Origin of the sequence: Sphingomonas elodea ATCC 31461 (assembly GCF_000226955.1) — a bacterium.
Classification (GTDB): domain Bacteria; phylum Pseudomonadota; class Alphaproteobacteria; order Sphingomonadales; family Sphingomonadaceae; genus Sphingomonas; species Sphingomonas elodea.
The window spans coordinates 1-22,975 of the sequence record NZ_AGFU01000005.1 but is presented as its reverse complement, the minus strand read 5'-3'; the positions used below and the strand labels follow the sequence as shown (position 1 = coordinate 22,975).

Sequence of the window (22,975 nt, the reverse complement as noted above, 5' to 3'; positions counted from 1 at the left end):
CCGGAGAAGGCATGACGCTCGCCTCGCTGGAGGAGGCGCTGGCGCTGGGCGAACGACTGGCGGCGCTGGTCGGCCCCGGCGACGTGATCGCGCTGTCCGGCCCGCTCGGCGCGGGCAAGACCAGCATCGCGCGGGGGCTGCTCGCGGCGCTGGGGCTGGAGGGCGAGGCGCCGTCGCCGAGCTTCGCCATCGTCCAGCCCTATGATCCGCCCGAGGTGCGGCTGCCGGTGCTCCACGTCGACCTCTACCGGATCGAGGATCCGGACGAGGCCGAGGAACTGGGGCTCGACGATGCGCGGATCGATTCGCTGCTGCTGGTCGAATGGCCCGAGCGGCTGGGCGAGGACTATTGGCACGACGCCTTGTGGCTGACGCTGGACGTCGCGGCCGACGGCACCCGTCGCTTGACAGCGCGCGTGCCCTCGGCATGGGAAGCCCGATGGCCGTTGACATGACTCCGCCGCTTGCGGCGCCCGCCTTTCTCGCCTCCGCCGGTTGGGACGGGGCAGACATCCTGCCCGTCGCGGGCGATGCCTCGTTCCGCCGCTATTTCCGCGTGGTGGACGGCGGCCGCAGCGCGATCCTGATGGACGCGCCGCCGCCGCACGAGGATCCGCGCCCCTTCCTCGCGGTCGCGCGCTGGCTGACCCGCAACGGCTTTGCCGCGCCCGCGATCCTGCACGAGGATCTGGCGCAGGGTCTGGTGCTGCTCGAGGATTTCGGCGACATGCGCTTGCGCGAGACCGTCGATGCCGAGCCCACGCGCGAGCAGGGCCTGTACGGCGCCGCCGTGGACCTGCTGGTGCGGCTGCACCAAGTGGAAGCAGCGGTCGAGGCGCCCTATGACCTCGCCGTCTATCAGCGCGAGGTGGCGCTGTTCGTCGAATGGTATTGCCCGGCGGTGGGGCTGGAAACTGATCTCGCCGGCTATCGCGATGCCTGGGACGCCGTGCTGGCGCCGCTCGCCGATGGTCATCGCCCCGTCACGGTTCTGCGCGACTACCACGCCGAGAATCTGATGCTGATCGAGGGTGGCGAGGGCTTGGGACTGCTGGACTTTCAGGACGCACTTGCCGGCCATCCCGCCTATGACCTCGTCTCGCTACTGCAGGATGCGCGGCGGGACGTGCCCGAGGCGACCGAGGCGGCGATGCTGGCGCGCTATCGTGCGGCGACCGGCGCGGGCGCGGCGTTCGACATCGCCTATCACGTGCTCGGCGCGCAGCGGAACGCCAAGATTATCGGCATCTTCACCCGGCTGTGGAAGCGCGACGGCAAGCCGCGCTACCCGTCGCTCTGCCCGCGAGTATGGCGCTATCTGGAGCGCGACCTGGCCCATCCGGCGCTGAAGCCGGTGGCCGACTGGTTCGCCGCCAACGTGCCCGCGGAGAAGCGCGGCGACCCGATGCAGGTGGCGGCATGACGATCTATTCGCTGCGCCCGCAGCCGGCGGCACCCGTGCCCAAGACCGCGATGGTGATGGCGGCGGGGCTCGGCAAGCGGATGCGCCCGCTCACCGTCACCCGCCCCAAGCCGCTGATCGACGTGGCCGGCAAGCCGCTGATCGACCATGTCTTCGATCGGCTGGGCGCCGCGGGCGTCGAGCGCGCGGTGGTCAACGTCCATTATCTCGCCGACCAGCTCGAGGCGCATCTGCGCGCGCGGGTGAAGGGCATGGAACTGCTGATCTCGGACGAGCGCCGCCAGTTGCTGGAGACCGGCGGCGGGCTGGTGCAGGCGCGGGAGATGCTGGGCGATGCGCCCTTCCTGTGCGTCAACAGCGACAATCTCTGGGTCGACGGCCCCAGCGATGCGATCCGCTTGCTCTCGGCACAGTGGGACGACGCCAGGATGGACGCGCTGCTGCTGCTCGTCCCGCAGGCGCGCGCCGCCTGCCATCGCGGCCAGGGCGACTTCCGCCTCGATGCCTTCGGGCGCATCACCGAGCGGCGCAAGCCGGGCCGGCTGGCGCCGTTCGTCTATACTGGCGTGCAAATCCTCTCGCCCCGTGTGATCCGCGACTGGCCGGAAGGGCCGTTCTCGACCAACCTGTTCTGGAACCGGGCGATGGAAGAAGGCCGGCTGTGGGGCGCGGTGCATCAGGGGCTGTGGTTCGACGTCGGCTCGCCCAAGGCCATCCGCGAGACCGAGCTGGCGCTAGCGGAGCTCTGATCAACCCCGTTTTTCACGCGAGCATAAGCGGGGGCGTACCCGCCGCACTTGCGGTCCCCGGGGGACGCTGGCAGTCCGACATGATGCGAAGAAGTGAGCCGGACGTGGCAGCTATCGACTGGTCAGCGGTGGAGCGGGTCACGTTCTTCAAGCGTGACGAACTGACGACCGACCTCGTCTGCTGCGAAATCGACGGGGGCACTCGGCAATGGCTCTTCCATGAAGAGATGCGGGGTTGGACTGTCCTGCAAGCGCGACTGGCGACGCTACCGGGATTTCGCGGCGACTGGTTCGTTCACGTATCGCAACCGGCCTTTGCGGCAAGTTCCTTCCTGGCATACGCGCGATGACCACGAACGCCCTCCACGTCTACACCATCCCGCCGCATCGCGCCTTTGCCGATGCGCTGGCGATCGGGCTGATCCGCCGCTTCGGCGGCGATCCCCTGCGGCTGGCGCGCGGTGTGGTGCTGCTGCCCAACAACCGCGCCAAGCGGGCGATGCAGGATGCGTTCGTGCGCGAGAGCGGTGGCGGGCTGCTGCTCCCCCGGCTGGTCGCGATCGGTGATCCCGAGCTGGACGAGGCGGTGTTCGAGACGGTGGACGATGCCGAGCCGGTGCCGCCGGCCGTCGATCCGCTCCAGCGGCGGATGATCCTGGCCCGGCTGCTCCAGGCGCACGACGCGCGGCTCGACGCGGCCGAGGCGGTGCGACTGGCGGGCGACCTGGGCACCACGCTCGACCAGCTGCTGGTCGAGGAAGTCGCGCCGCAGCGGCTGCGCAACCTGGAGCTGGCGCCCGAGCTTTCGGCGCATTGGGAGCGCTCGCTCGCGCTGTTCGAGATCGTGCTCACCCGCTGGCCCGCCGAACTGGCCGGGCTGGGCCGCGTCGACCTGCCCGAGCGGCGGCGGCGCCTGCTCGATCGGGTATCGGCCCGCTGGAAGGCGGCGGCGCCGGGCGGGTTCGTCTGCGCGGCGGGCATCACCACGGCGGCGCCGGCGATCGCACGGCTGCTGCGCGTGGTCGCGGGGTTGCCCGAGGGGATGGTCGTGCTGCCCGGCCTCGCCACCGCGATGGGGGACGAGGAATGGGGCGCGCTCGGGCCGCACAAGCCCGATCCCGTCACCGGCCGGCGGCGGCGCAACCTGGAGACGCATCCGCAATTCCACCTGAAGCTGCTGCTCGACCGGATGGGCGTGGGCCGCGGCGAGTTCCAGCAATGGCGCGTCGCCAGCGAGCTCGACGCGCCGCCGGCGCGCAGCAAGGCGATCGCCTCGGCGATGCAGCCGCCCGATCTCACCCACCACTGGACCCGCCTGCCTGCCGGCGAGCGGCGGCTGGACGGCGTTCGTGCGCTCGAACTGGCGACGCCGGCCGAAGAGGCGCAGGCGATCGCGCTGGCGCTGCGCGAGGCGCTGGAGACGCCGGCGCGCACTGCCGCGCTGGTCACGCCCGATCGCGCGCTCGCCCGGCGCGTGGCGGCGCATTGCGCGCGCTGGGGGATCGCGGTCGATGATTCGGCGGGCCAGCCGCTGTCGCTGACCCCGCCGGGCACGCTGCTGCTCGCGCTCGCAGATGCCGCAGCCCAGGCCTTCGCGCCGATGCCGCTGCTGACGCTGCTCAAGCACCCGCTCGTACGGCCGAACGATCGCGCGGCATGGCTGGACGGCGCGCGGGCGCTGGATCTCGCGCTGCGGGGCCCGCGGCCGGCGCCGGGGCTGGCCGGGGTCGACGGCCATCTCGCGGACCAGGGCGGGCGGGACGGGGCGCTGCGGCGCACCGCTGCCGGGTGGTGGGAGGCGGCGCGGACGCTGCTCGCGCCGCTGGAGAACGTGTTCGCGGGTGGACCGCAGCCTTTGGCGCGACTCGTCGCGGCACTGCGCGAAGCGGCGCAGGCGCTGGGTGGCGACATGCTGTGGAGCCGCGAGGACGGCCGTGCCGCCGCGCTGCTGCTCGACGATCTCGAGCGCGAGGCCGCGCACGGCCCGGCGCTCGCCGAGCCCGACAGCCTTGCGCCGATGCTCCGCACGCTGATGGACGAGGTGGCGGTGCGGCCGCCGCAGGGCGGGCATCCGCGGCTCGCGATCCTCGGCCTGATCGAGGCGCGGCTGCACAGCGCCGACCTGATGATCCTGGGCGGTCTCAACGAGGGCGTCTGGCCGGGCCTGCCCGCGCCCGACCCGTGGCTGGCACCGCGCATCCGCGCCGAGCTGGGGCTGCCGGGGCTCGAGCGGCGGATCGGCGTCTCCGCCCATGATCTGGCGATCGGGCTGGGGGCCAAGCAAGTACTGCTCACCCGCGCGCGCCGCGATGCGAGCGCGCCCACCATCGCCTCGCGCTTCTGGATGCGGCTGGAGGCGCTGTCGGGCGGCCTGGAGCGGGCGGACGATCTCGCCGGCTGGATGGCCGCGATCGACGCGCCGGGGGCCTTCGCGCCGGTCGCCCGCCCGGAGCCCGCGCCGCCCGCGAAGGACCGGCCCAGGGTCATCTCCGTTACCGAAGTCGACCGGCTGAAGGCGGACCCCTATGCCTTTTACGCCCGGCGGATGCTGCGGCTGCTGCCGCTCGATCCCGTCGATGCCGATCCCAGTGCCGCGTGGCGCGGCACCGCGGTCCATGACGTGCTCCAGAAATGGTTCGAGGAGGATGACTGCCGCCCCGATCTGCTGCGCGTGCGCGCCGAGGCGATGCTGGCCGACACCCGCACCCACCCGCTGATCCGCGCGCTGTGGCAGCCGCGGCTGATCGAGGCGATCGACTGGATCGCCGGCGAGCTCGCCGAACAGGGGGCCCGGGGCCGTACGGTGCTGGCGGTGGAGCAGGACGGTTCGATCGACTTTGCCGGCGTCACGCTGCGCGGCAAGTTCGACCGGGTCGACCGGCTGGACGAGGGCGCGCTGGCGATCGTCGACTACAAGACCGGCCAGCCGCCGAGCACCCGCGCGGTGAAGGCGGGGTTCAGCCTGCAGCTGGGACTGCTGGGGCTAATCGCCGAGCGCGGGGGCTTCAAGGGCATCGAGGGTGCGGCGCGGGCGTTCGAATATTGGTCGATGGCGCGCAATCCGAAGAGCGGCGGCTTCGGCTTCGTCGACTCGCCGGTCGATCCGAAGAAGCGCGAGCCGGTGCCGGCCGAGGACTTCGTCTCGATCGCCGCCGAGCATTTCACGACGGCGGCCGGCGAGTGGCTGACCGGGGATCGCCCGTTCACCGCCAAGCTGGTGCCCGAATATGCCCCCTATGCGGAATATGACCAGTTGATGCGACGCGACGAATGGTATGGGCGTGATTGAGCTTTTTCGTACTCCTGCGAAAGCAGGAGCCCAGGGCCACGACGGACTCCCTAGCGACTCCTGGGCCCCTGCTTTCGCAGGGGTGCGGGTTGGGGGAACCCGCCCATGAGCCGCAGCCCCGCCAAGCTCCACCCGCTGAAGGGCAACCAGAAGCGCGCCAGCGATCCCACGCGGCATATCTGGCTGTCCGCCTCGGCCGGCACCGGCAAGACGCAGGTGCTCGCCGCGCGCGTGTGGCGGCTGCTGCTCGCCGGCACCGACCCGTCCGCGATCCTTTGCCTCACCTTCACCAAGGCCGGCGCGGCCGAGATGTCCGAGCGGATCACCGGCCGGCTTGCGCATTGGGTGCGGGCGGACGATGCCGAACTGGTCGCCGATCTGGAGGCGCTGGGCGAGAGCATCGGGCCCGAGAGCCGGGCGGCCGCGCGCACGCTGTTCGCCAAGGTGCTCGATGCCCCCGGCGGCGGCATCCGCATCCAGACGATCCACAGCTTCTGCCAGTCGCTGCTCGCCGCCTTCCCGATCGAGGCCGGGCTGGTCCCCGGCTTCCGTCCGCTGGAGGCGCGCGAGGAGGCGGTGCTCGCCCGCGAGACGCTGGCCGAGATGCTGGTCGATGCGCGACGCGAAGGCCGCGAGGGCGTGATCGAGGCGATCGGCGCGCTCTCCTTGCGGCTGGGCGAGGGCGGGGCGGAAGGCTTTCTGCAGGAATGTGCGCGGGCTGGCGACGCGCTGGAGGCGCTGCCCAGCGGCATCCAGCCCTGGCTGCGACGGGCATTCGACTTGCCCGCCGGGGATATTCGAGAATCACTCGCAATAAGCTGTGGCGATGACGATTTCGATTTGCGAACGCTACGCAATATCGCTTCCGCCAATGCTGCCTGGGGCACCGCGCGCGGCCTAGAGCGCGCCGACGTGATCGCCGCCTGGCTGGCACGCTCGCCCGAGGCGCGGGCCGAGACGCTGGCCGATCTCCACCTCGTCTGGGCGACCGCCAAGGGCGATCCGCGCAGCTTCGCCAAGGGGCAGGCGCCGCAGGATCCCGACTATGCCGAGGCGGCGATGCGGCTGCACGGCCGCTGTGCCGACCTGCTCGCGATGCGGGTTCGCGCCGCCTATGCCGATCTGCTCGCGCGCGGGCTGGAAGCGGGCCGCGAGTATGCCCGCGCCTATGCCGCCGCCAAGCGCCGGCTGGGCGCGGTGGATTTCGACGACCTGATCGGCCGCACCATCGCGCTGCTGCGCGAGCCCGGCATGGGCGAATGGGTGCGCTACAAGCTCGATCAGGTGACCGAGCACGTCCTGATCGACGAGGCGCAGGATACCAATCCGCGGCAATGGGCGATCGTCTCGGCGATGGCCGACGAGTTTTTCGCGGGCGAGGGCGCGCGCGGCGAGCGGCTGCGCACGCTGTTCACCGTGGGCGACTACAAGCAGGCGATCTTCGGCTTTCAGGGCACCGATCCGATCTTCTTCCAGGCGGCGTTCGAGCGGTTCAAGCGGCTGGCCAATTTCCGCCCCGGCTATGAGGCCGAGGTGCGCGCACTGGAGTCGCTCTCGCTCACCCACAGCTTCCGTTCGACCCGGCCGGTGCTGGAGTTCGTCGATACCGCGCTCGGCCTGCTGCCGGCACCCGGCATGGGGCCGATGAGCGACAGCGAGCCGCACGCCAGCGAAGTGCCCGGCCCCGGCACGGTGACGCTGTGGCCGCCGGTGATCGAAGGCGGCAGCGACGCCGACGAGGAGGAATGGATCGGCGACGCCACCCGGGCGCTCGCCGCCCGCATCGCGCGGGCGATCAAGGGCTGGATCGGCACGCTGCCGCTTTCCGCCAAGGGGCGGATGCTCGCGCCCGGCGACGTGATGGTGCTGGTCAAGCGGCGCGGCGAGCTCGCCTCGCTGATCGTCGCACGGCTCTATGCCGAGGGGGTCCCGGTGGCCGGCGTCGACCGGCTGCGGCTCAACGCGCCGCTGGCGGTGCAGGACCTGCTGGCGGCGATCCGCTTCGCGCTGCAGCCCGAGGACGATCTGTCGCTGGCGTCGCTGCTGGTCTCGCCGCTGATCGGCTGGACCCAGGAGGAGCTGATGGCCGCGGCGGTGCGTCAGCGCGGCGGGCTGTGGCGCCACCTGCGCGAGACCCAGCCGGCCGAGCGGCTGGCGCCGCTTTACGATCTGCTGCGCCGTGCCGACCTCGCCACGCCCTATCGCTTCCTGGAGGAGATCCTGTCGGGCCCAATGCAGGGGCGGCGCAAGCTGCTGCTGCGCTTGGGCGAGGAGGCGCGCGATCCGATCGAGGAACTGCTCAACGCAGCCCTTACCTTCGAGACGCGGGCGACGCCGTCGCTCCAGCGTTTCCTCGACTGGTTCGATCGCGGCGATGTCGAGATCGTGCGCGATGCGGCGCAGCCGCAGCCGGCGGTGCGGGTGATGACGGCGCACGGCTCCAAGGGCCTGCAGGCGCCGCTGGTGATCCTGGCGGATGCGACGGTGGACCCGACGCGCAGCCCGCGCAGCTTCCTCAAATGGGCGCCGGAGGGCGAGGAGAAATTCCCGATCTTCCGTCCGCGCAGCGCCGAGCGCGGCGGCGCGCTGGCCGAGGCATTGGCCGAGGCCGATGCCCGCGAGCTGCAGGAGCATTGGCGGCTGTTCTACGTCGCGGCGACCCGCGCGGAGGAGCGGCTGGTGATCGCCGGCGCGCTCGGCCCCCAGGCCAGGGGCGAGCCGCCCAGGGCGAGCTGGTATGCCGCCAGCGCCGCCGCGCTCGATGCGCTGGGCGTGGCCGAGGACGAGGCGGGCGTGCGTGACTTTCACGGCGTGGTGCCGCAGGCCCCGGTCCGCCCGGTGGCGGCGCACGCCTCGCGCGCGGCGGCACCCGCGCCGGCCGTGCCCGGCTGGCTCCATGTGCGCGCGCCCGAAGAGGCGCGGCCCCCGCGACCGCTCGCCCCCTCGTCGCTGGGCGAGGATCGGGTGTCCGATCCGCCGCCGGGGCCGGCGCTGCGCGCCGCCGCCGAGCGCGGGCGGTTGCTCCACGCGCTGTTCGAGCGCCTGCCCGGCGTTGCGCCCGAGGCGCGGCGGACCTCGGCGGATCGCTGGCTGGCGGGGGCGTGCGCCATCGCCGATCCGGCCGAACGGGCCGCGCTGATCGACGCCGCCTTGGCGGTCACCGAAGACCCGCGCTTCGCCGAGCTGTTCGGCCCCGACGCGCTGGGCGAGGCGCCGATCGCCGCGGTGGTGGCGGACGGGGTCGTCGTCTCCGGCACCGTCGACCGGCTGGTGGTGCTGCCCGATCGCGTTCGGGTCGTCGACTTCAAGACCGGGCGGCGGGCGCCGGCCTCGCTGGGCGACGTGCCGCCCTATCATTTGCGGCAGATGTCGGCCTATGTCGCGGCGCTGCGGGTGATCTTTCCGGATCGCGCGGTGGAGGCGGCGCTGCTCTATTCGGCGGGGCCTTCCCTCTTTGTCCTGCCGGAGGATCTTCTCGACGCGCACAAGCCGGGCTACGGGGCCTAGCAGCAAAGTTTGGCCCGCCGCGCTTGAGCGGCGGGGCCGGCATCCATAGATTGCCGGTCGACACGATATTCAGGAGACTATGACATGGCCACTCTGGCGACCACCGACGCCAATTTCGAAACCGACGTGCTGCAGGCCGACAAGCCCGTGATCGTCGATTTCTGGGCGGAATGGTGCGGTCCGTGCCGCATGATCGCCCCGGCGCTGGAGGAGCTCTCGGAAGAGCTGGCCGATCAGGTGCAGATCGTGAAGATCAACATCGACGAGAATCCCGATGCGCCGACCAAATATGGCGTGCGCGGTATCCCGACGATGATCCTGTTCAAGAACGGCCAGCAGACCGCCACCCAGGTCGGCGCGCTGCCGAAGAGCGGCATCAAGCACTGGATCGAGCGCGAGCTCTGATCGCGTGCTCTGCGGCTCCCCGTCCGTTCGCGGGCGGGGAGCGCGGGCTTCAGCCGAACAGCAATGCCGTCGCGCGCTGGCCCAGTTCGGGCGTCGATGCCGCGACGATACCCACGCCCTCGTCATCGATGCGATAGGGGCTGCCGTCCCACCGCCCGACATAGCCGCCGGCTTCGGTGAGGAACAGCGCGCCCGGCGCGTGATCCCACACCAAGGTCCGCCGGAACACGGCGACATCATTCTGGCCGAGCACCAGTCGCGGATAATTCTCGGCGGCACAGCGCGGCAGCGGCACAATCTCGAACGCTTGCGCGAAGCGCGCGGCGCGGGCGGCATGCTCTTCCTCCGACTGTCCGACCTTCGACACCGCCGCGAGTGGGCGCGCGGCGCCGCTGGCGCGTGCGCGCACCGGCGCATCGTTCAGGAACGCGCCGCCGCCCAGCACCGCATGGCACATCCGCTCGGCGACCGGATCGTAGAGCCAGCCGGCCTGGGTCACGCCGTTTTCGACCAGCGCGATCATGATCCCGAAGGGCGGCTGGCCGGCGGCGAAATTGGCGGTGCCGTCGATCGGATCGATGATCCACGCGCGCGCCGCGGTCGCCTGCTCCATCAGCGCCGGATCGGCGGCACAGGCTTCCTCGCCGACGATCACCGCGTCGCCGTCGATCGCCGCAAGCCCCTCGGTCAGGCGCAGTTCGGCCTCGCGATCGGCGATCGTCACCAGTTCGCCGGGGGTCTTTTCCAGCACCTCCTCCGCCGCGAGGTTGCGAAAGCGAGGCATCACCACCGCCTCGGCCACGGAACGCATCAGCGCGGAGACGGCTTCGTGGTGGCGATGCATGGGCTCAGCTCCGATAGTCGGCGTTGATCGAGATATAGCCGTGCGTGAGATCGCAGGTCCAAACCGTCGCGCGGCCCTCGCCAAGCCCCAGGTCGACGCCGATTTCCACCTGCTGCCCCTTGAGGTGCGCGGCGACCGGCGCCTCGTCATAGCCCTCGACTGCGAGACCCTCGCGCGCCACCTGGGTGGTGCCGAAGCGGATCGCGAGCCTGTCGCGCTCGGCGGGTTCGCCGGCCTTGCCCACGGCCATCACGACGCGACCCCAATTGGCGTCCTCGCCCGCGATCGCGGTCTTCACCAGCGGCGAATTGGCGATGGACATGGCAATGCGGTGCGCGCTGCGGTCGCTCTCCGCGCCCTCGACGGTGATTGCGATCAGCTTCTGCGCGCCTTCGCCGTCGCGGACGACGAGCAGCGCGAGCTGGCGGCAGAGATCGGCGAGCGCGGCGCGGAAGGCGTCGGCGCCGTCATCCTCGTCGCTGGCGAGGGGGGCATTGCCCGCCTTGCCGGTGGCGAAGGCGAGGACGGTGTCGCTGGTCGAGGTGTCGCCGTCCACCGTGATGCACGAGAAGCTGGTGCCGTTGGCCTCGCTCAGCGCGCGCTGGAGGAACACCGGGTCGACCGCGGCATCGGTAAAGACATAGCCGAGCATCGTCGCCATGTCCGGGGCGATCATGCCCGATCCCTTGATGATGCCGGCCAGCGTGACGGTGCGGCCGTCGACTACCGCGGTGGTCACCGCGCCCTTGGCGAAGGTGTCCGTGGTCATGATCGTCGCGGCGGCCTGCTCCCAGCTGCACGGCTCGGCGACATAGGCGGCGTCGAGCCCGGCCTCGGCCTTGTCGATCGGCAGCGGCACGCCGATCACACCGGTCGAGGAGACGAACACGTCCGAGGGATCGCAGCCGAGATGCTGCGCGGTGCGGGCGGCGATCGCCTCGACGGCGGCGCGGCCGCGATTGCCGGTGAAGGCGTTGGAGTTGCCTGCATTCACCACCAGCGCCCGTGCCTTGCCGAGCGGCAGTGCCTTGCGGCACCATTCCACCTCGGGTGACGGGCATTTGCTGGTCGTCATCACCCCCGCGACGCTGGTTCCCTCGTCGAGCGTGACGAAGGTGAGGTCGCAGCGATCCCAGTTCTTGTACCGCGCCCGGGCGACGCGCAGCGTGACGCCGGGAATCGCGGGCAAGGCGGGGAAGGGGAGCGCGAGCGGGGAGGTGCTGGTGGACATGGAAATCCCTCCGGTTAAAGTGCGGCGCGTGCTTCGTGCATGGGGGGAGAAAGATCAATGCTTTTGGTGATGGCGCTGCTGGCGGCGCAGGCAACGACGGAAGCTTCTGTGAAGCCGATCCCTAGAGGTGATGCGCCATGGATCACCAACGACGACTATCCAGTGGAAGAGGCGCGCGCCCACCATGAGGGTGTCGTCGGGTTCGCACTGCAAGTGGATGTGCTCGGCCACGCGGTGAAGTGCGATGTGACCGCAACCAGCGGATATGTCGGCCTGGACAAGCAAACCTGCTTCCTGATGATGCGCCGAGCGCGCTTCAACCCGGCGCTAGAGAATGGGCGCGCGCTGGACTCGCGCGTGACAGGCAACTTCACGTGGCGCCTGGGCAACGCGCCGCCCTATCGCAATGGTGTTGATGGCGGCGTAGGCGTGGCAGCGCCGGTTCCGCCGGGTGCATTGCAGCTGACGGTGGAGAGGCTGCCATCGGATTATCGGCAGCCGGCGAGAGCGTCGGTATCGTTCGGGACCGACCAACGCGTGGTCGATTGTCGCGTCCTGGAGTCGAGTGGAAACAGTGCAATCGATCGTGCGGCCTGCGGGCAATTGCGGGCGCTCGCCACGGCGCCGTCCTTGAAAGCGGGAGCAGCGGCGGCCAAGACTGCGGAATACATCGTCTCATTCCGCGCCGACACGCCGGCCAAGCCCTAGCTTTTGATTAGACGAACCGTGCGTCGATCCCTATGTGTCGTGCGTTGCGGCTCATCGGTTGCGACATAATCACCGTGTAACACAGGGTTTCGCTTGGAACTGCTGCTGCTCCTTACTGCGCTTTTCGCGAGCCTGACCGGCGTGTCGGGCGAGCGTGGGCTGCGCGCCGTTCAGGGCGTGGCCGTGGTGCGCGTGGCGGAAGCGGCGCAGGCCTCCGTGCAGCCCTCGCGCGCCATCATGGCCGCCGCAGCCGCGCTGCCGGCCCTGCCGCTTGTGGCTTCCCTGCCGGTGTTCCACCGCGCCGCCGAACCGCGGCCTGGGCTTCGCCTCGCCTTCGAGCAGCGGCGCGAATAGCGTTTCCGGCCCGCATGCCGGGCCGTCCTCCCTTCCGTCGCCGCGCCTCGGTCGCGCGGCACGCCCCGTGATGGCTTCGCCGCTTTCGGCCGCCGTTGCGCACCCCCATCCAACAGGTCAGGATTTCGCATGTTCGGCGGTATTGCCAAGTCGCTTTTCGGTTCGTCCAACGATCGCTACGTCAAGTCCCTGAAGCCGATCGTCCAGAAGATCGCCAGTTTCGAGCCGACGCTCCAGGCGATGGACGACGACACGCTCGCCCAGCAGACGATCAAGTTCCGCGAACAGCTGGCCAACGGCGCCAAGCTCGACGACCTGCTGCCCGAGGCCTTCGCCACGGTGCGCGAGGCCGCCCGCCGGGTGATCGGCCAGCGCCATTACGACGTGCAGATGGTCGGCGGCATCGTGCTCCATCGCGGCGAGATCGCCGAGATGCGCACCGGCGAGGGCAAGACGCTCGTCGCGACGCTCGCCACCTATCTGAACGCGCTGCCGGGCAACGGCGTCCATGTCATCACCGTCAACGACTATCTCGCCCGCCGCGACGCCGAGTGGATGGCGCAGGTCTATGGCTTCCTGGGTCTCACCACCGGCGTGATCGTGCCCAACCTGTCCGACCAGCAGCGCCGCGACGCCTATGCCTCGGACATCACCTACGGCACGAACAACGAGTTCGGCTTCGACTATCTGCGCGACAACATGAAATATGATCGGGCGAGCATGGTGCAGCGCCCGTTCAACTACGCGATCGTCGACGAGGTCGATTCGATCCTGATCGACGAGGCCCGCACCCCGCTGATCATCTCCGGCCCGACCGACGACCGGTCCGAGCTCTACCTGAAGGTGGACGCCGTGGTGAAGCAGCTCGATGCCTCGACCTATGAGAAGGACGAGAAGCAGCGCACCATCGTGCTGACCGAGGAGGGCACCGAGACGGTGGAGCGGCTGCTCGAGGATGCCGGGGTGCTGGTCGGCGCCAACCTGTACGACTTCGAGAATACCCAGGTCGTCCACCACCTCAATCAGGCACTGCGCGCGAACGTGATGTTCAAGCGCGACACCGATTACATCGTCAAGGACGGCAAGATCGTCATCATCGACGAGTTCACCGGCCGCATGATGGACGGCCGCCGCTGGTCGGACGGCCTCCACCAGGCGGTGGAAGCCAAGGAAGGCGTGACCATCGAGCCGGAGAACCAGACGCTCGCCTCGATCACCTTCCAGAACTATTTCCGCATGTACCCGAAGCTCGGCGGCATGACCGGCACCGCCTCCACCGAAGCGGCCGAGTTCTACGACATCTACAAGATGAACGTCGTCACCATCCCGACCAACCTGCCGGTGCAGCGCGTCGACGAGGAGGACGTGTTCTACAAGTCGACCGAGGACAAGTTCGCGGGCATCGCCAAGACGATCAAGCAGCATGCCGAGCGCGGCCAGCCGGTGCTGGTCGGCACCGTCTCGATCGAGAAGTCGGAAATGCTGTCCGAGTTCCTGCACCGCGAAGGGGTGAAGCACGAGGTGCTGAACGCCCGCTTCCACGAGAGCGAGGCGCATATCGTGGCGCAGGCGGGCCGGCTTGGCGCGGTGACCGTATCCACCAACATGGCCGGTCGCGGCACCGACATCCAGCTGGGCGGCAACGTCGAGTTCCGGGTGGCGGACGAACTGCGCGACATGCCGGAGGGCCCGGAGCGCGACGCCGCGATCGAGCGGATCAAGGCGGAAGTCGCGGCCGAGAAGGAGCAGGTCAAGGCCGCCGGCGGGCTGTTCGTGCTCGGCACCGAGCGCCATGAAAGCCGCCGCATCGACAACCAGCTGCGCGGCCGTTCGGGCCGCCAGGGCGATCCGGGGCTCAGCCGCTTCTATCTCAGCCTCGACGACGATCTGCTGCGCATCTTCGGCTCGAACACGCTGTTCGCCCGCATGATGCGCTCCAGCCTGGAAGACGGCGAGGCGATGCCGCCGTCGCGCTGGCTGAGCAAGGCCATCGAGACCGCGCAGCGCAAGGTCGAGGCGCGCAACTATGACATCCGCAAGCAGGTCGTCGAATATGACGACGTGATGAACGACCAGCGCAAGGTCATCTACGAGCAGCGCGCCGACATCATGGATGCCGATACCGTCGGCACCGTGGTGGAAGACATGCGCCACGAGACGGTCAACGCGATCGTCGGCGAGGCCTGCCCGCCCAACAGCTATCCCGAGCAGTGGAACGTCGAGGGCCTGAAGACCCGCCTCGCCGACACGCTGAACCTCGACCTGCCGGTCGACCAGTGGGTGAAGGACGAGGAGGCGATCGATCCGGAGATCCTCGAAGAGCGCATCCGCGAGGCCGCCGATGCGGCGATCGCCGAGAAGGCGACGGACCTGGAGCCGGAGACCTGGACCTCGATCGAGAAGTCGATCCTGCTCCAGAACCTGGACCATCACTGGAAGGAGCATCTCGCGATGCTCGACGCGCTGCGCCAGGTCGTTCACCTGCGCGCCTATGCGCAGAAGACGCCGATCAACGAGTATAAGCACGAGGCGTTCTCGATGTTCCAGCGGATGCTCGACACGATCCGCGAGGATGTGACGCGCACCATGGCGTTCGCCCAGTTCCGCATGGCACCGCCGCCGGAACTGCCGGAGCTGCCGGCGTTCCTGACGACGCATATCGATCCGCTGACCGGCGAGGACAACAGCGCGGACTGGGACGGCGGCTCGGCCGGGCTGGTGACCACGCGCCTGCCGCAGCTGAGCATCCCGCAGCCGACCGGCGACGAGTTCGGCGCGGATCCCTCGCAGTGGGTCGGGCTGGTCAGCCGCAACGCGCCGTGCCCATGCGGCTCGGGGCAGAAGTACAAGCACTGCCACGGCCAGGTGGCGTAACCGCGATGCGCCCCCGCCCGGTTGCGGGAGGGGGCACAAAGGGAAAGGGCGGCGCCGGGGTCTCCGGCGCCGCCCTTTTTTGTATCCGCTTGCCCGCGATCAGCGGGTCTGCGGCATCTGGATCCGTGCGCCGAGGCGCTCCTTCACCGCGCGTGCGTCGAACGCCCGCACATTGTCGACCGGCTTGGGACCCTTGCCCATCACGATATCGGCAATGGCCTCATAGCGATCCACGGTGCGGATATCGAAGCCCGGACCGAAGAAGGGATCACCCCAGAAGGGATCCCAGCCGCGCCAGCCCCAGCCCGGATTGTGGAAACGCCAATAGGGCCCCCAGCCGCCGCCCCAGGCACCGAAGCCGCCGCCTGCCAGGCCGGGCGTGGTGTAGGTCTGCGTCTTCTTCTCGGTCTCGCGATCGGCGAGGACGAAATAGTCATAGCCGTTCTGCAACGTCAGCTCGGCCGCCCGGTAGAGCAGGTAACGCTCCACCGTTTCGCGCGAGGTCAGGCTGTTGCCGGAGAAGCTCACCCGGAAACGATTCTCTTCGATCTGTTCGTCCGAATAGCCGTTGCGGACCGATCCGCTCGCCGAGGCGGGCTGGTACGGCGTGGCGGTCATGCACGAAGCAAGCGAGAGGCTGCCTGCGACCGTGAGGCCGAGTGCTGCGAGACGCCGGCCCTTCTTTGATAAGATTGGCATTGTTCCTCCGAAACTTAACAAGCGAATACTCTCGCCTCGAGCCCCTCGAACGCACGGGCCGGCGAAACTCTCCCGCGCGCTCACGCGGTGAGGCGTGGCACAGCCACGATTGACCGTTGCTGAACGGGAGATGTCAACCTAGCCTTTCCGGCACTTCGCGCGCGTCCTTGTCGAGCGCGGCGTGCGGCGCCATCGCCTCCCACGGGAAGACGAACCAGTCCTTCTGAACGGTGCGGTCGATGGTCTGCGCGCCATACTCCACCCGCTGCGACGAGCGGACATTGTCCATCAGCACGGCGAAGCGGACCTGCTCGGCCACTGCGCCCTGATCGGCGAGTGCCGCGCGGAGCTCGCCGATCGTCTTGCCGCTGTCGTTGATGTCCTCGACGAACAGCAGCCGCTCGCCGTCGCGGGTACGCCGGGCGAGTACGGCGACCAGCTCCTCGCCGAACTGGGCGATGCGGGTGGAATGGTCGATCGAGACCAGCGGCAGTCCGATCCGGTGCGACAGATAGACCGCCGGGGTAAGCCCGCCGCGCCCGACACCGACCAGCAGGGTAGGGTGCCAGTCCGCCACCGCCTCGGCAATGGCGTGGACCCCGGCGACGAGCTGGTCATGGGTGAAGTGGGTGAAGACGATGTCGCCCATCACGCCGCCTCCGCAACCCAGGCGTCGATCGCCGCGCAGTGCGCCGCGACGGCCTCGTCGGGGAGGAAGGAGCCGAGGAAGCTGTTGCGAGCGAGCGTGGCGAGCTGTTGCTTGGTGAGGCCCCGGCCACGCGCTACCGCGCGGTAATTCTCGCCGACATAGCCGCCGAAATAGGCCGGGTCGTCCGAGTTGACGGTCGCGCGCAGGCCCAGTTCCAGCATCCGGTCGATCGGGTGGGCGTCGATGGTCTCCACGTTGCACAGCTTGACGTTGGACAGCGGGCAGACGGTGAGCGTCATCCCCGAGCGCGCCAGCCGCGCGACGAGCGCCGGATCGTCCAGGCTGCGATTGCCATGGTCCAGCCGGTCGACCTGGAGCAGGTCCAGCGCCTCGCGGACATAGTCGGCGGGGCCTTCCTCGCCGGCATGGGCGACGCGCTTGAGGCCCTTTGCGGCGGCAGCGGCGAAGACGCGGGCGAACTTGGAGGGCGGATGGCCCAGTTCGGACGAATCGAGGCCGACGCCGGCGATGCGGTCCAGCCAGGGCTCGGCGGCTTCCAGCGTGCGGAAGGCGTCTTCCTCGTCGAGGTGACGCAGGAAGCACAGGATCAGCTGCGAGGAGACCCCGAGCCGCCGCTCGGCCTCTGCCATGCCCGCCACCAGCCCTTCGACCACCGTGCCCATCGCGATGCCGCGGGCGGTGTGCGTCTGGGGATCGATGAAGATCTCGGCATGGCGCACGCCGTCCGCCGCGGCGCGTTCGAAATAGGCGATCGCGAGGTCGCGGAAATCGGCCTCGGTGCGCAGCACGTCGGCGCCGGCATAATAGATGTCGAGAAAGTCCTGCAGGTTGGAGAATTCATAGGCCGCGCGCACCGCCTCGACGCTGTCGAAGGGGATGGCCACGCCGTTGCGCCGCGCGAACTCGAACATCTGCTCGGGCTCAAGGCTGCCTTCGATGTGGAGATGGAGTTCGGCCTTGGGCAGGCCGGCGATGAAGGCGTCCAGATTTTCCATCGCCCGACCATCGCAGCGGCCACCGCGAGTCGCAAGCGCAACCCCGGACGGAGGCCTTGCATTTAGCGCACATGCCTTCGACCGTGATTCGCCAATGGTAATATGATTTGGATGCGCAGACGCAGCACGGAAGGTTCACCGGGATGAAGCGATGCCGGTATCTGGAGATGCCCGAGAATGTAGCGGAGGTGCGTGCCGCGGCGGGCTCGAAGGGAAGCTATTTCGACCGGCAGATCCGGGATTGCTCCGCCTTCGAACCGGCAGACGAGAGATGGCTCCCCGAGTAGGATTCGAACCTACGACCATTCGATTAACAGTCGAATGCTCTACCGCTGAGCTATCGGGGACCACTCTGGTCAACCCCTCGGCGGTGGGTCACCGCGTCGGGAGGCGCGCCTTTAGCACCGGGTTTTCGGAACGCGCAAGGGGTTTATGCAATAAATTGTTCCATCGTGATCCGGTCGTCCAATGCGTGCTCCGGATCGAACAGCAGCGTGAGGTCGCGCATGCGGTCGATCTCGACATGGACGTGCGCGACCTCGCGGATTTCGCGCTGATCGGCGACGGCGCTGACCGGCCGCTTTTCGGCCTCCAGCACGCGGATATCGATGCGGGTCTTCTCCGGCAGGATCGCGCCGCGCCAGCGCCGCGGGCGGAACGGGCTGATCGGGGTCAGCGCCAGCAGTGCGGAGCCGAGCGGGAGAATCGGTCCTTGAGCGGAAAAGTTATAGGCGGTGGAGCCGGCGGGCGTCGCGACGAGCAGGCCGTCGCACACCAGTTCGGGGATCACGATTCGGCCGTTGATCGTCACTTCCAGCTTGGCGGTCTGGCGCGTTTCGCGAAGCAGCGAGGCTTCGTTGATCGCGGGCAGGACGCAGGTCTCGCCCTCGACAGTGGTGGCGGTCATCGCCAGAGGCGCGACTCGGAAGGGCCGGGCACGCTCCAGGCGGTGGGTAAGCCCTTCCAGCCGCCAGTCGTTCATCAGGAAGCCCACTGTGCCGAGGTTCATCCCGAACACGGGCAGCAGCCGGCGACGTTCCAGCATCGCGTGCAGCGTCTGGAGCATGAAGCCGTCGCCGCCGAGCGCCACGATTTCCTCGGCCTCCTCGATCGGCACCCAATCGTACAGGTCGCGGAGTTCGCCGGCCGCGGTCTGCGCCGGGGGGGTGGGCGAGGCGAGCAGCGCCCGCGGCTTCGTCGCGCTCATCCGCCGGTCACGCTCATGTGGCGGGAGACGGCGGGGGCAGCGCCGGCCTCGATGCGGAAATCATGGCGTTCTGGTTTGGCGGCGAGCGCCCGGTCGATTTCGTCGTCCACGGCTTGCAGCCCCCCGCTGCGAATCGCTGCCTTCAAGTCCACCGAATCCTCATGCCCCAGGCACATGTGCAGCCGTCCGTCGGTCGAGAGCCGAACGCGGTTGCAGCTTGCGCAGAAATTGTTGGTAAGCGGCGAGATCAGCCCCAGCCGGCTGCCGGTGTCGCCCACGCGCCAGTAACGCGCCGGGCCGCCGCTGTCGTGCGAATCGGCAGTCAGGACGAACTGCGTCTTCAGCCGCGCCAGCACGTCGGGCAGCGGCAGAAAGCGATCGGCGCGGTCCTCGTCGATCAGACCCATCGGCATGGTCTCGATCAGCGAGAGGTCCATGTCGTTTTCGGCCACCCAGGCGAGCATCGGCGCGATCTCGTCCTCGTTGAGGCCGCGCAGGGCGACCATGTTGATCTTCACCCGCAGCCCGGCGTCCCGTGCGGCATTGATGCCTTCCAGCACCTGGCCCACATCGCCGTGGCGGGTAATGTAGCGGAACGTCTCGGGATCGCGGCTGTCCATGCTCACATTGATCCGGCGGACGCCGGCATCGGCGAGGCCCCGCGCATAACTGGCGAGCCGCGTGGCATTGGTGGTGAGGGTGAGTTCCTTCAGCCCGTCGCCGATCCGCGCGCCGAGCTGCTCGACCAGCGTCATGATGTTGCGGCGGACGAGCGGCTCGCCGCCGGTCAGCCGGATCTTGGTGACGCCGCGATCGATGAAGCGGCCGGCGATCGCCGCCAGCTCCTCCAGGCTCAGCACCGCCTCGCGCGGCAGGAACGTCATGTGCTCCGCCATGCAGTAGCGGCAGCGCAGGTCGCAGCGATCGGTGACGGAAATGCGCAGATAGCGGATCGCACGGCCGTGGCGATCGACCAGCGAGGGCGGCGTCGCAAGGGCGGGAGCGCTGGCCATGACAGGCGAGGTAAGGCGTTGGGCCCGCCCGCACAAGGCTTGGATGGCGGAGCGCGGTTCGAGCCGCTATCGGAGGGACATGGAAGAAGGCTTCACGATCGTCCAGAGTACTGCCCCGGTCCAGGAAGTGCCGGTCTTCGTACTCTCGTTCCGTCAGCGGGACGAGGTTGCGGCAGCGGCGGCGGGGGGCGGCTGGCGGGTCGTGGCTGCGCGGCGCAGCGAGGGGCTGGAAACACGCTTCCTGGCGAGCGGCGCCTCGGTGGCGGTGATCGACGCGCGCGGGGCGATGAGCGAAGGGCTGGATGCGGCACGGCTGCTCGGCCCCACGATCAAGGCCTATGGCGCGGCGTTGCTGATCCTCGTTTCGCAGAGCGACACGGTGCATATGGGCCGCTTCTACGATGCGGGGGCGACCCATTTTCTGGGCAGCCCGATGTCGTCTGCCGCCATCGCCCACGCGATCCGCTTCGCCGAACGCTATGTGGAGCGGCTGTCCGGCTGGGCCGGGCAGGGGACGAGCCTGGCCAACCCGCTGGGGTGGCGATTCGACCCCGCCTCCGGGTCGATCGAACTGACGCCGGCGCTGGCGCAACTGCTGGACCTGCCCGAGGCACCGGGGCCGCGCGCGCTGTTCGCCCGGCTTGAACTCTCCGACCGGCGGTTGGCCTGGGCGGCGCTGCGCCGGTTGCGCGAGGCGGGATCGACGGCGTTCGCGCACGACCTGCCGGGCAAGGGCCGGGTGGTGCAGCACCTCCAGTACGACGCGGAGACCGGCCAGATCGATGCCCTGGTCGAGCCGCTGGGCCTGGCGCCCGATGCCGGCGCCGCCGTGCGCGACGTGCTGACCGGCGCGCGCGATTCGTCCAGCGCCCGGCGCTGGATCGACCGGCTGCTGGAGAAGGGGCAGCGGATCGGGCTGGTGCTGGTGGGCCTTACCCGCTTCGACACGATCAACACCGCCTATGGCCGACCCGCCGGCGACGAGCTGCTGCGCGGCGTTTCGCGCCGGGTGGCGGAGGCGGCGCGCGAGACGCTCGGATCGGATGCGGTGGTCGCGCGAATCGGCGGATCCGACTTCCTTGCCGCTGCGGTCGACCCCGGGACGCCCGCGCTGCGCAACGCGGCACGGCGAATCGAGGAGGCACTGTCGCGCCCGTTCGTCGCGGCGGGCGAGCTGGTCCATCTGGGGGCCAAGGTGACGCTGACCGAAAGCGTGGCGGGCGACGGCGCCGCCAGCCTGCTGCGCCGCGCGAGCGAGACGCTGCTGGGCGAGGGGCCGGCCCGCCCGGGCAGCGGCCCGTCGATCGAATCGTTGATCGGCGACCTGCGACGGGGAATCGAGCGCGGCGAGATCGGCGTGCTGTTCCAGCCGCAGGTGGCGGTGGCCACCGGGCAGATCGTCGGCGTCGAGGCGCTGGCCCGCTGGCAGCATCCGCAGCACGGGGAGATCGGCGCCGAGCCGCTGTTCACCGCTGCCGAGCGGGCCGGGCTGGTCGGTGTGCTGAGCGAGCATGTCCAGCGCCGGGCATTGACCATCGCCGCGCATTGGCCGCGTTTGCTGGGCGAATTGCGCCTGTCGATCAACGTCACAGCCGGCGATGTCGGGCGAGCCGGTTTCGGCGAGAGCCTCTTGCGCTGGGTGGACGCGACCGGCTTCCCGCGCCACCGGCTCACGCTCGAGATCACCGAGAGCGGCATCATGGCCGATCTGAGCGAGGCGGCGCGGCTGCTCTCCGAACTGCGCACCGCCGGGTGCCGCGTGGCGATCGACGATTTCGGCACGGGCTATTCCAGCCTCGCCTATCTGAAGGCGTTGCCGCTCGATTACCTCAAGATCGACAAGAAGCTGTCGAGCGAGATCACCGGCTCCCCGCGCGACCGGATCGTGGTGCGCGGGGTGATCGACATGGCGCGCTCGCTGGGATTGGCGGTGGTTGCCGAAGGGGTGGAGACCGAGGCGCAGCTCGACATGCTGGCCAAGGAAGGTTGCCAGTATTTCCAGGGTTTCCTGTGTTCCGAGCCGATTGACGTGCCCGCACTGGCCGCCCTGGTGCGCGACTGGTGAGCGGAAACAGCGTTACCGGCGTCTGGTATGGGCGCTGGGCCTCGGACGATGGCGCGGTGGAACCGAACCGCTTCATCGCACTCCTCGAAGAGCAGGGCGGCGCGATCAGCGGTACCGTCAGCGAACCCGATCGGGGGGGCGGCCCGCCCGTCCACGCAACGCTGCGTGGCGCACGCAGCGGCGGCGCGATCCACTGGATCAAGCAATATGACGGTGCCGGCCCGTTTGCCCATGCCGTCCACTATTCAGGGGAGGTGCGCGACGATGCCACCCGCATCGCCGGCACCTGGCAGTTCGCCCACTATTCCGGCGCTTTCGTAATGGAACGGGAGACGTTCAGCGCCGAGGAACTGGCGGAGGAGATCGTGCTGGAAGTGCCGGTCGCCTAGCCGATCAGAGATCGGGACGGGTCAGCGCCGGTACCGCCGAGGCCGGCAGCGGGCGATAGCCGCCGAAGCGGGCGCCTGCCTTTTCGGTGCGGAACTGCGTTGCCAGGTTCGCGAGGTCGCTCACTTCCCGGGCGAGGTTCTGGGCGGCGGCGGAAGTCTCCTCCACCATCGCGGCATTCTGCTGGGTCGCGCGATCCATGTCGCCGATCGCGTGCGATATCTCGCTGATCGCGCTCGACTGCGCGCCATTGTCGGCGGACATGCTGCCGAGCAGGTCGTGCACATGGCTGACATCGCCGGAGATGTTGGCGAGCGCGCCGTCCACCTTCTGCACCGCGTCGACCGCCGTGACGATTTCCGCCTGGGTCATGGTCAGCTGCTCGCGGGCGCGGCCGGCTTCCTCTTCGGCACGCATCGCCAAGGCGGAGACGAGGTCCGCCACGACCGCGAAGCCGCGACCGGCTTCCCCAGCGCGACCCGCCTCGACGGCCGCGTTCATCGCGAGAACCCGGGTCTGGAAGGCGATCTTGTCGAGGCCCTCGATCACGCTGTC

20 protein-coding genes and 1 tRNA gene are annotated in these 22,975 nt (G+C 69.5%); 12 read left to right on the top strand and 9 right to left on the bottom strand.

Going from position 1 to position 22,975, the window contains the following annotated elements:
- Positions 1–11: 11 nt before the first annotated feature.
- The 7 genes from tsaE (at position 12) to trxA (ending at position 9,373) form a co-directional block, all read left to right on the top strand.
- A complete protein-coding gene (gene tsaE / locus KK7_RS0101860) occupies positions 12–455 on the top strand; it encodes a tRNA (adenosine(37)-N6)-threonylcarbamoyltransferase complex ATPase subunit type 1 TsaE (RefSeq protein WP_010542947.1) in 444 nt (147 codons plus the stop codon).
- Positions 452–1,423 carry an aminoglycoside phosphotransferase family protein gene (locus tag KK7_RS0101855; RefSeq protein ID WP_010542946.1) on the top strand — a complete coding sequence of 324 codons (972 nt, stop codon included), beginning with the start codon at positions 452–454 and terminating at the stop codon, positions 1,421–1,423. Before tsaE ends, KK7_RS0101855 begins: the two co-directional genes overlap by 4 nt.
- Positions 1,420–2,172 carry a nucleotidyltransferase family protein gene (locus KK7_RS0101850; RefSeq protein ID WP_010542945.1) on the top strand — a complete coding sequence of 251 codons (753 nt, stop codon included), beginning with the start codon at positions 1,420–1,422 and terminating at the stop codon, positions 2,170–2,172. The genes KK7_RS0101855 and KK7_RS0101850 overlap by 4 nt, the downstream gene beginning before the upstream one ends.
- A gap of 104 nt (positions 2,173–2,276) precedes the next feature.
- Positions 2,277–2,522 (top strand): hypothetical protein, encoded by a 246-nt coding sequence (locus KK7_RS0101845; protein WP_138983903.1) that lies wholly within the window; start codon positions 2,277–2,279, stop codon positions 2,520–2,522.
- Complete coding sequence (gene addB / locus KK7_RS0101840; RefSeq protein WP_010542943.1) at positions 2,519–5,461, top strand: double-strand break repair protein AddB; 2,943 nt, start codon at positions 2,519–2,521, stop codon at positions 5,459–5,461. Before KK7_RS0101845 ends, addB begins: the two co-directional genes overlap by 4 nt.
- 105 nt (positions 5,462–5,566) lie before the next feature.
- Positions 5,567–8,968: a double-strand break repair helicase AddA gene (addA, locus tag KK7_RS0101835; protein WP_010542942.1), complete on the top strand. Its 3,402-nt coding sequence runs from the start codon at positions 5,567–5,569 to the stop codon at positions 8,966–8,968.
- A gap of 84 nt (positions 8,969–9,052) precedes the next feature.
- Positions 9,053–9,373 carry a thioredoxin gene (trxA, locus tag KK7_RS0101830; RefSeq protein WP_010542941.1) on the top strand — a complete coding sequence of 107 codons (321 nt, stop codon included), beginning with the start codon at positions 9,053–9,055 and terminating at the stop codon, positions 9,371–9,373.
- A gap of 49 nt (positions 9,374–9,422) precedes the next feature.
- Here trxA and KK7_RS0101825 read toward each other — a convergent pair whose 3' ends face one another.
- On the bottom strand, positions 9,423–10,217 hold the full coding sequence (locus tag KK7_RS0101825; RefSeq protein WP_010542940.1) for an inositol monophosphatase family protein: 795 nt from the start codon (positions 10,215–10,217) through the stop codon (positions 9,423–9,425).
- 4 nt (positions 10,218–10,221) lie between these two features.
- Entirely contained in the window at positions 10,222–11,448 is a 1,227-nt protein-coding gene (gene argJ / locus KK7_RS0101820; RefSeq protein ID WP_010542939.1) for a bifunctional glutamate N-acetyltransferase/amino-acid acetyltransferase ArgJ, read from the bottom strand.
- 57 nt (positions 11,449–11,505) lie between these two features.
- Here argJ and KK7_RS21435 point away from each other — a divergent pair, with 57 nt between their 5' ends.
- The 3 genes from KK7_RS21435 (at position 11,506) to secA (ending at position 15,384) form a co-directional block, all read left to right on the top strand.
- Entirely contained in the window at positions 11,506–12,156 is a 651-nt protein-coding gene (locus KK7_RS21435) for an energy transducer TonB (RefSeq protein ID WP_010542938.1), read from the top strand.
- Between the two features lie 93 nt (positions 12,157–12,249).
- Positions 12,250–12,510: a hypothetical protein gene (locus tag KK7_RS0101810; RefSeq protein WP_010542937.1), complete on the top strand. Its 261-nt coding sequence runs from the start codon at positions 12,250–12,252 to the stop codon at positions 12,508–12,510.
- Positions 12,511–12,639: 129 nt separating this feature from the next.
- Positions 12,640–15,384 carry a preprotein translocase subunit SecA gene (gene secA / locus KK7_RS0101805; RefSeq protein WP_010542936.1) on the top strand — a complete coding sequence of 915 codons (2,745 nt, stop codon included), beginning with the start codon at positions 12,640–12,642 and terminating at the stop codon, positions 15,382–15,384.
- Between the two features lie 99 nt (positions 15,385–15,483).
- Here secA and KK7_RS0101800 read toward each other — a convergent pair whose 3' ends face one another.
- From KK7_RS0101800 to moaA, 6 genes are all read right to left on the bottom strand, one after another.
- Positions 15,484–16,083: a CC0125/CC1285 family lipoprotein gene (locus KK7_RS0101800; protein WP_029622638.1), complete on the bottom strand. Its 600-nt coding sequence runs from the start codon at positions 16,081–16,083 to the stop codon at positions 15,484–15,486.
- Positions 16,084–16,216: 133 nt separating this feature from the next.
- Complete coding sequence (locus KK7_RS0101795; RefSeq protein WP_010542934.1) at positions 16,217–16,732, bottom strand: phosphoribosyltransferase; 516 nt, start codon at positions 16,730–16,732, stop codon at positions 16,217–16,219.
- On the bottom strand, positions 16,732–17,748 hold the full coding sequence (locus KK7_RS0101790) for an adenosine deaminase (RefSeq protein ID WP_010542933.1): 1,017 nt from the start codon (positions 17,746–17,748) through the stop codon (positions 16,732–16,734). The genes KK7_RS0101795 and KK7_RS0101790 overlap by 1 nt, the downstream gene beginning before the upstream one ends.
- Before the next feature lie 272 nt (positions 17,749–18,020).
- Positions 18,021–18,095: transfer RNA gene (locus KK7_RS0101780), tRNA-Asn, on the bottom strand.
- An 83-nt stretch (positions 18,096–18,178) separates the two neighbouring features.
- Positions 18,179–18,955 (bottom strand): NAD kinase, encoded by a 777-nt coding sequence (locus tag KK7_RS0101775; RefSeq protein WP_010542931.1) that lies wholly within the window; start codon positions 18,953–18,955, stop codon positions 18,179–18,181.
- Positions 18,952–19,968, bottom strand: coding sequence for a GTP 3',8-cyclase MoaA (moaA, locus tag KK7_RS0101770; protein WP_010542930.1), 1,017 nt, complete (start codon positions 19,966–19,968; stop codon positions 18,952–18,954). Before moaA ends, KK7_RS0101775 begins: the two co-directional genes overlap by 4 nt.
- Positions 19,969–20,047: 79 nt before the next feature.
- On the opposite strand from moaA, the gene KK7_RS0101765 reads away from it, so the two are divergent.
- Both KK7_RS0101765 and KK7_RS19925 read left to right on the top strand, forming a co-directional pair.
- On the top strand, positions 20,048–22,033 hold the full coding sequence (locus KK7_RS0101765; protein WP_010542929.1) for a putative bifunctional diguanylate cyclase/phosphodiesterase: 1,986 nt from the start codon (positions 20,048–20,050) through the stop codon (positions 22,031–22,033).
- On the top strand, positions 22,030–22,422 hold the full coding sequence (locus tag KK7_RS19925; RefSeq protein ID WP_010542928.1) for a hypothetical protein: 393 nt from the start codon (positions 22,030–22,032) through the stop codon (positions 22,420–22,422). Before KK7_RS0101765 ends, KK7_RS19925 begins: the two co-directional genes overlap by 4 nt.
- Before the next feature lie 4 nt (positions 22,423–22,426).
- Here the strand turns inward: KK7_RS19925 and KK7_RS19920 are convergent.
- Positions 22,427–22,975, bottom strand: a 549-nt coding sequence (locus tag KK7_RS19920) for a methyl-accepting chemotaxis protein (protein WP_010542927.1), incomplete at its 5' end; no start/stop codon positions are given.

Coding starts and splice junctions, on each gene's coding strand:
- tsaE (WP_010542947.1), top strand. CDS start 12: ATGACGCTCGCCTCGCTGGAGGAGGCGCTGGCGCTGGGCGAACGACTG.
- KK7_RS0101855 (WP_010542946.1), top strand. CDS start 452: ATGACTCCGCCGCTTGCGGCGCCCGCCTTTCTCGCCTCCGCCGGTTGG.
- KK7_RS0101850 (WP_010542945.1), top strand. CDS start 1,420: ATGACGATCTATTCGCTGCGCCCGCAGCCGGCGGCACCCGTGCCCAAG.
- addB (WP_010542943.1), top strand. CDS start 2,519: ATGACCACGAACGCCCTCCACGTCTACACCATCCCGCCGCATCGCGCC.
- addA (WP_010542942.1), top strand. CDS start 5,567: ATGAGCCGCAGCCCCGCCAAGCTCCACCCGCTGAAGGGCAACCAGAAG.
- trxA (WP_010542941.1), top strand. CDS start 9,053: ATGGCCACTCTGGCGACCACCGACGCCAATTTCGAAACCGACGTGCTG.
- KK7_RS0101825 (WP_010542940.1), bottom strand. CDS start 10,217: ATGCATCGCCACCACGAAGCCGTCTCCGCGCTGATGCGTTCCGTGGCC.
- argJ (WP_010542939.1), bottom strand. CDS start 11,448: ATGTCCACCAGCACCTCCCCGCTCGCGCTCCCCTTCCCCGCCTTGCCC.
- KK7_RS21435 (WP_010542938.1), top strand. CDS start 11,506: ATGCTTTTGGTGATGGCGCTGCTGGCGGCGCAGGCAACGACGGAAGCT.
- secA (WP_010542936.1), top strand. CDS start 12,640: ATGTTCGGCGGTATTGCCAAGTCGCTTTTCGGTTCGTCCAACGATCGC.
- KK7_RS0101800 (WP_029622638.1), bottom strand. CDS start 16,083: ATGCCAATCTTATCAAAGAAGGGCCGGCGTCTCGCAGCACTCGGCCTC.
- KK7_RS0101795 (WP_010542934.1), bottom strand. CDS start 16,732: ATGGGCGACATCGTCTTCACCCACTTCACCCATGACCAGCTCGTCGCC.
- KK7_RS0101790 (WP_010542933.1), bottom strand. CDS start 17,748: ATGGAAAATCTGGACGCCTTCATCGCCGGCCTGCCCAAGGCCGAACTC.
- KK7_RS0101775 (WP_010542931.1), bottom strand. CDS start 18,955: ATGAGCGCGACGAAGCCGCGGGCGCTGCTCGCCTCGCCCACCCCCCCG.
- moaA (WP_010542930.1), bottom strand. CDS start 19,968: ATGGCCAGCGCTCCCGCCCTTGCGACGCCGCCCTCGCTGGTCGATCGC.
- KK7_RS0101765 (WP_010542929.1), top strand. CDS start 20,048: ATGGAAGAAGGCTTCACGATCGTCCAGAGTACTGCCCCGGTCCAGGAA.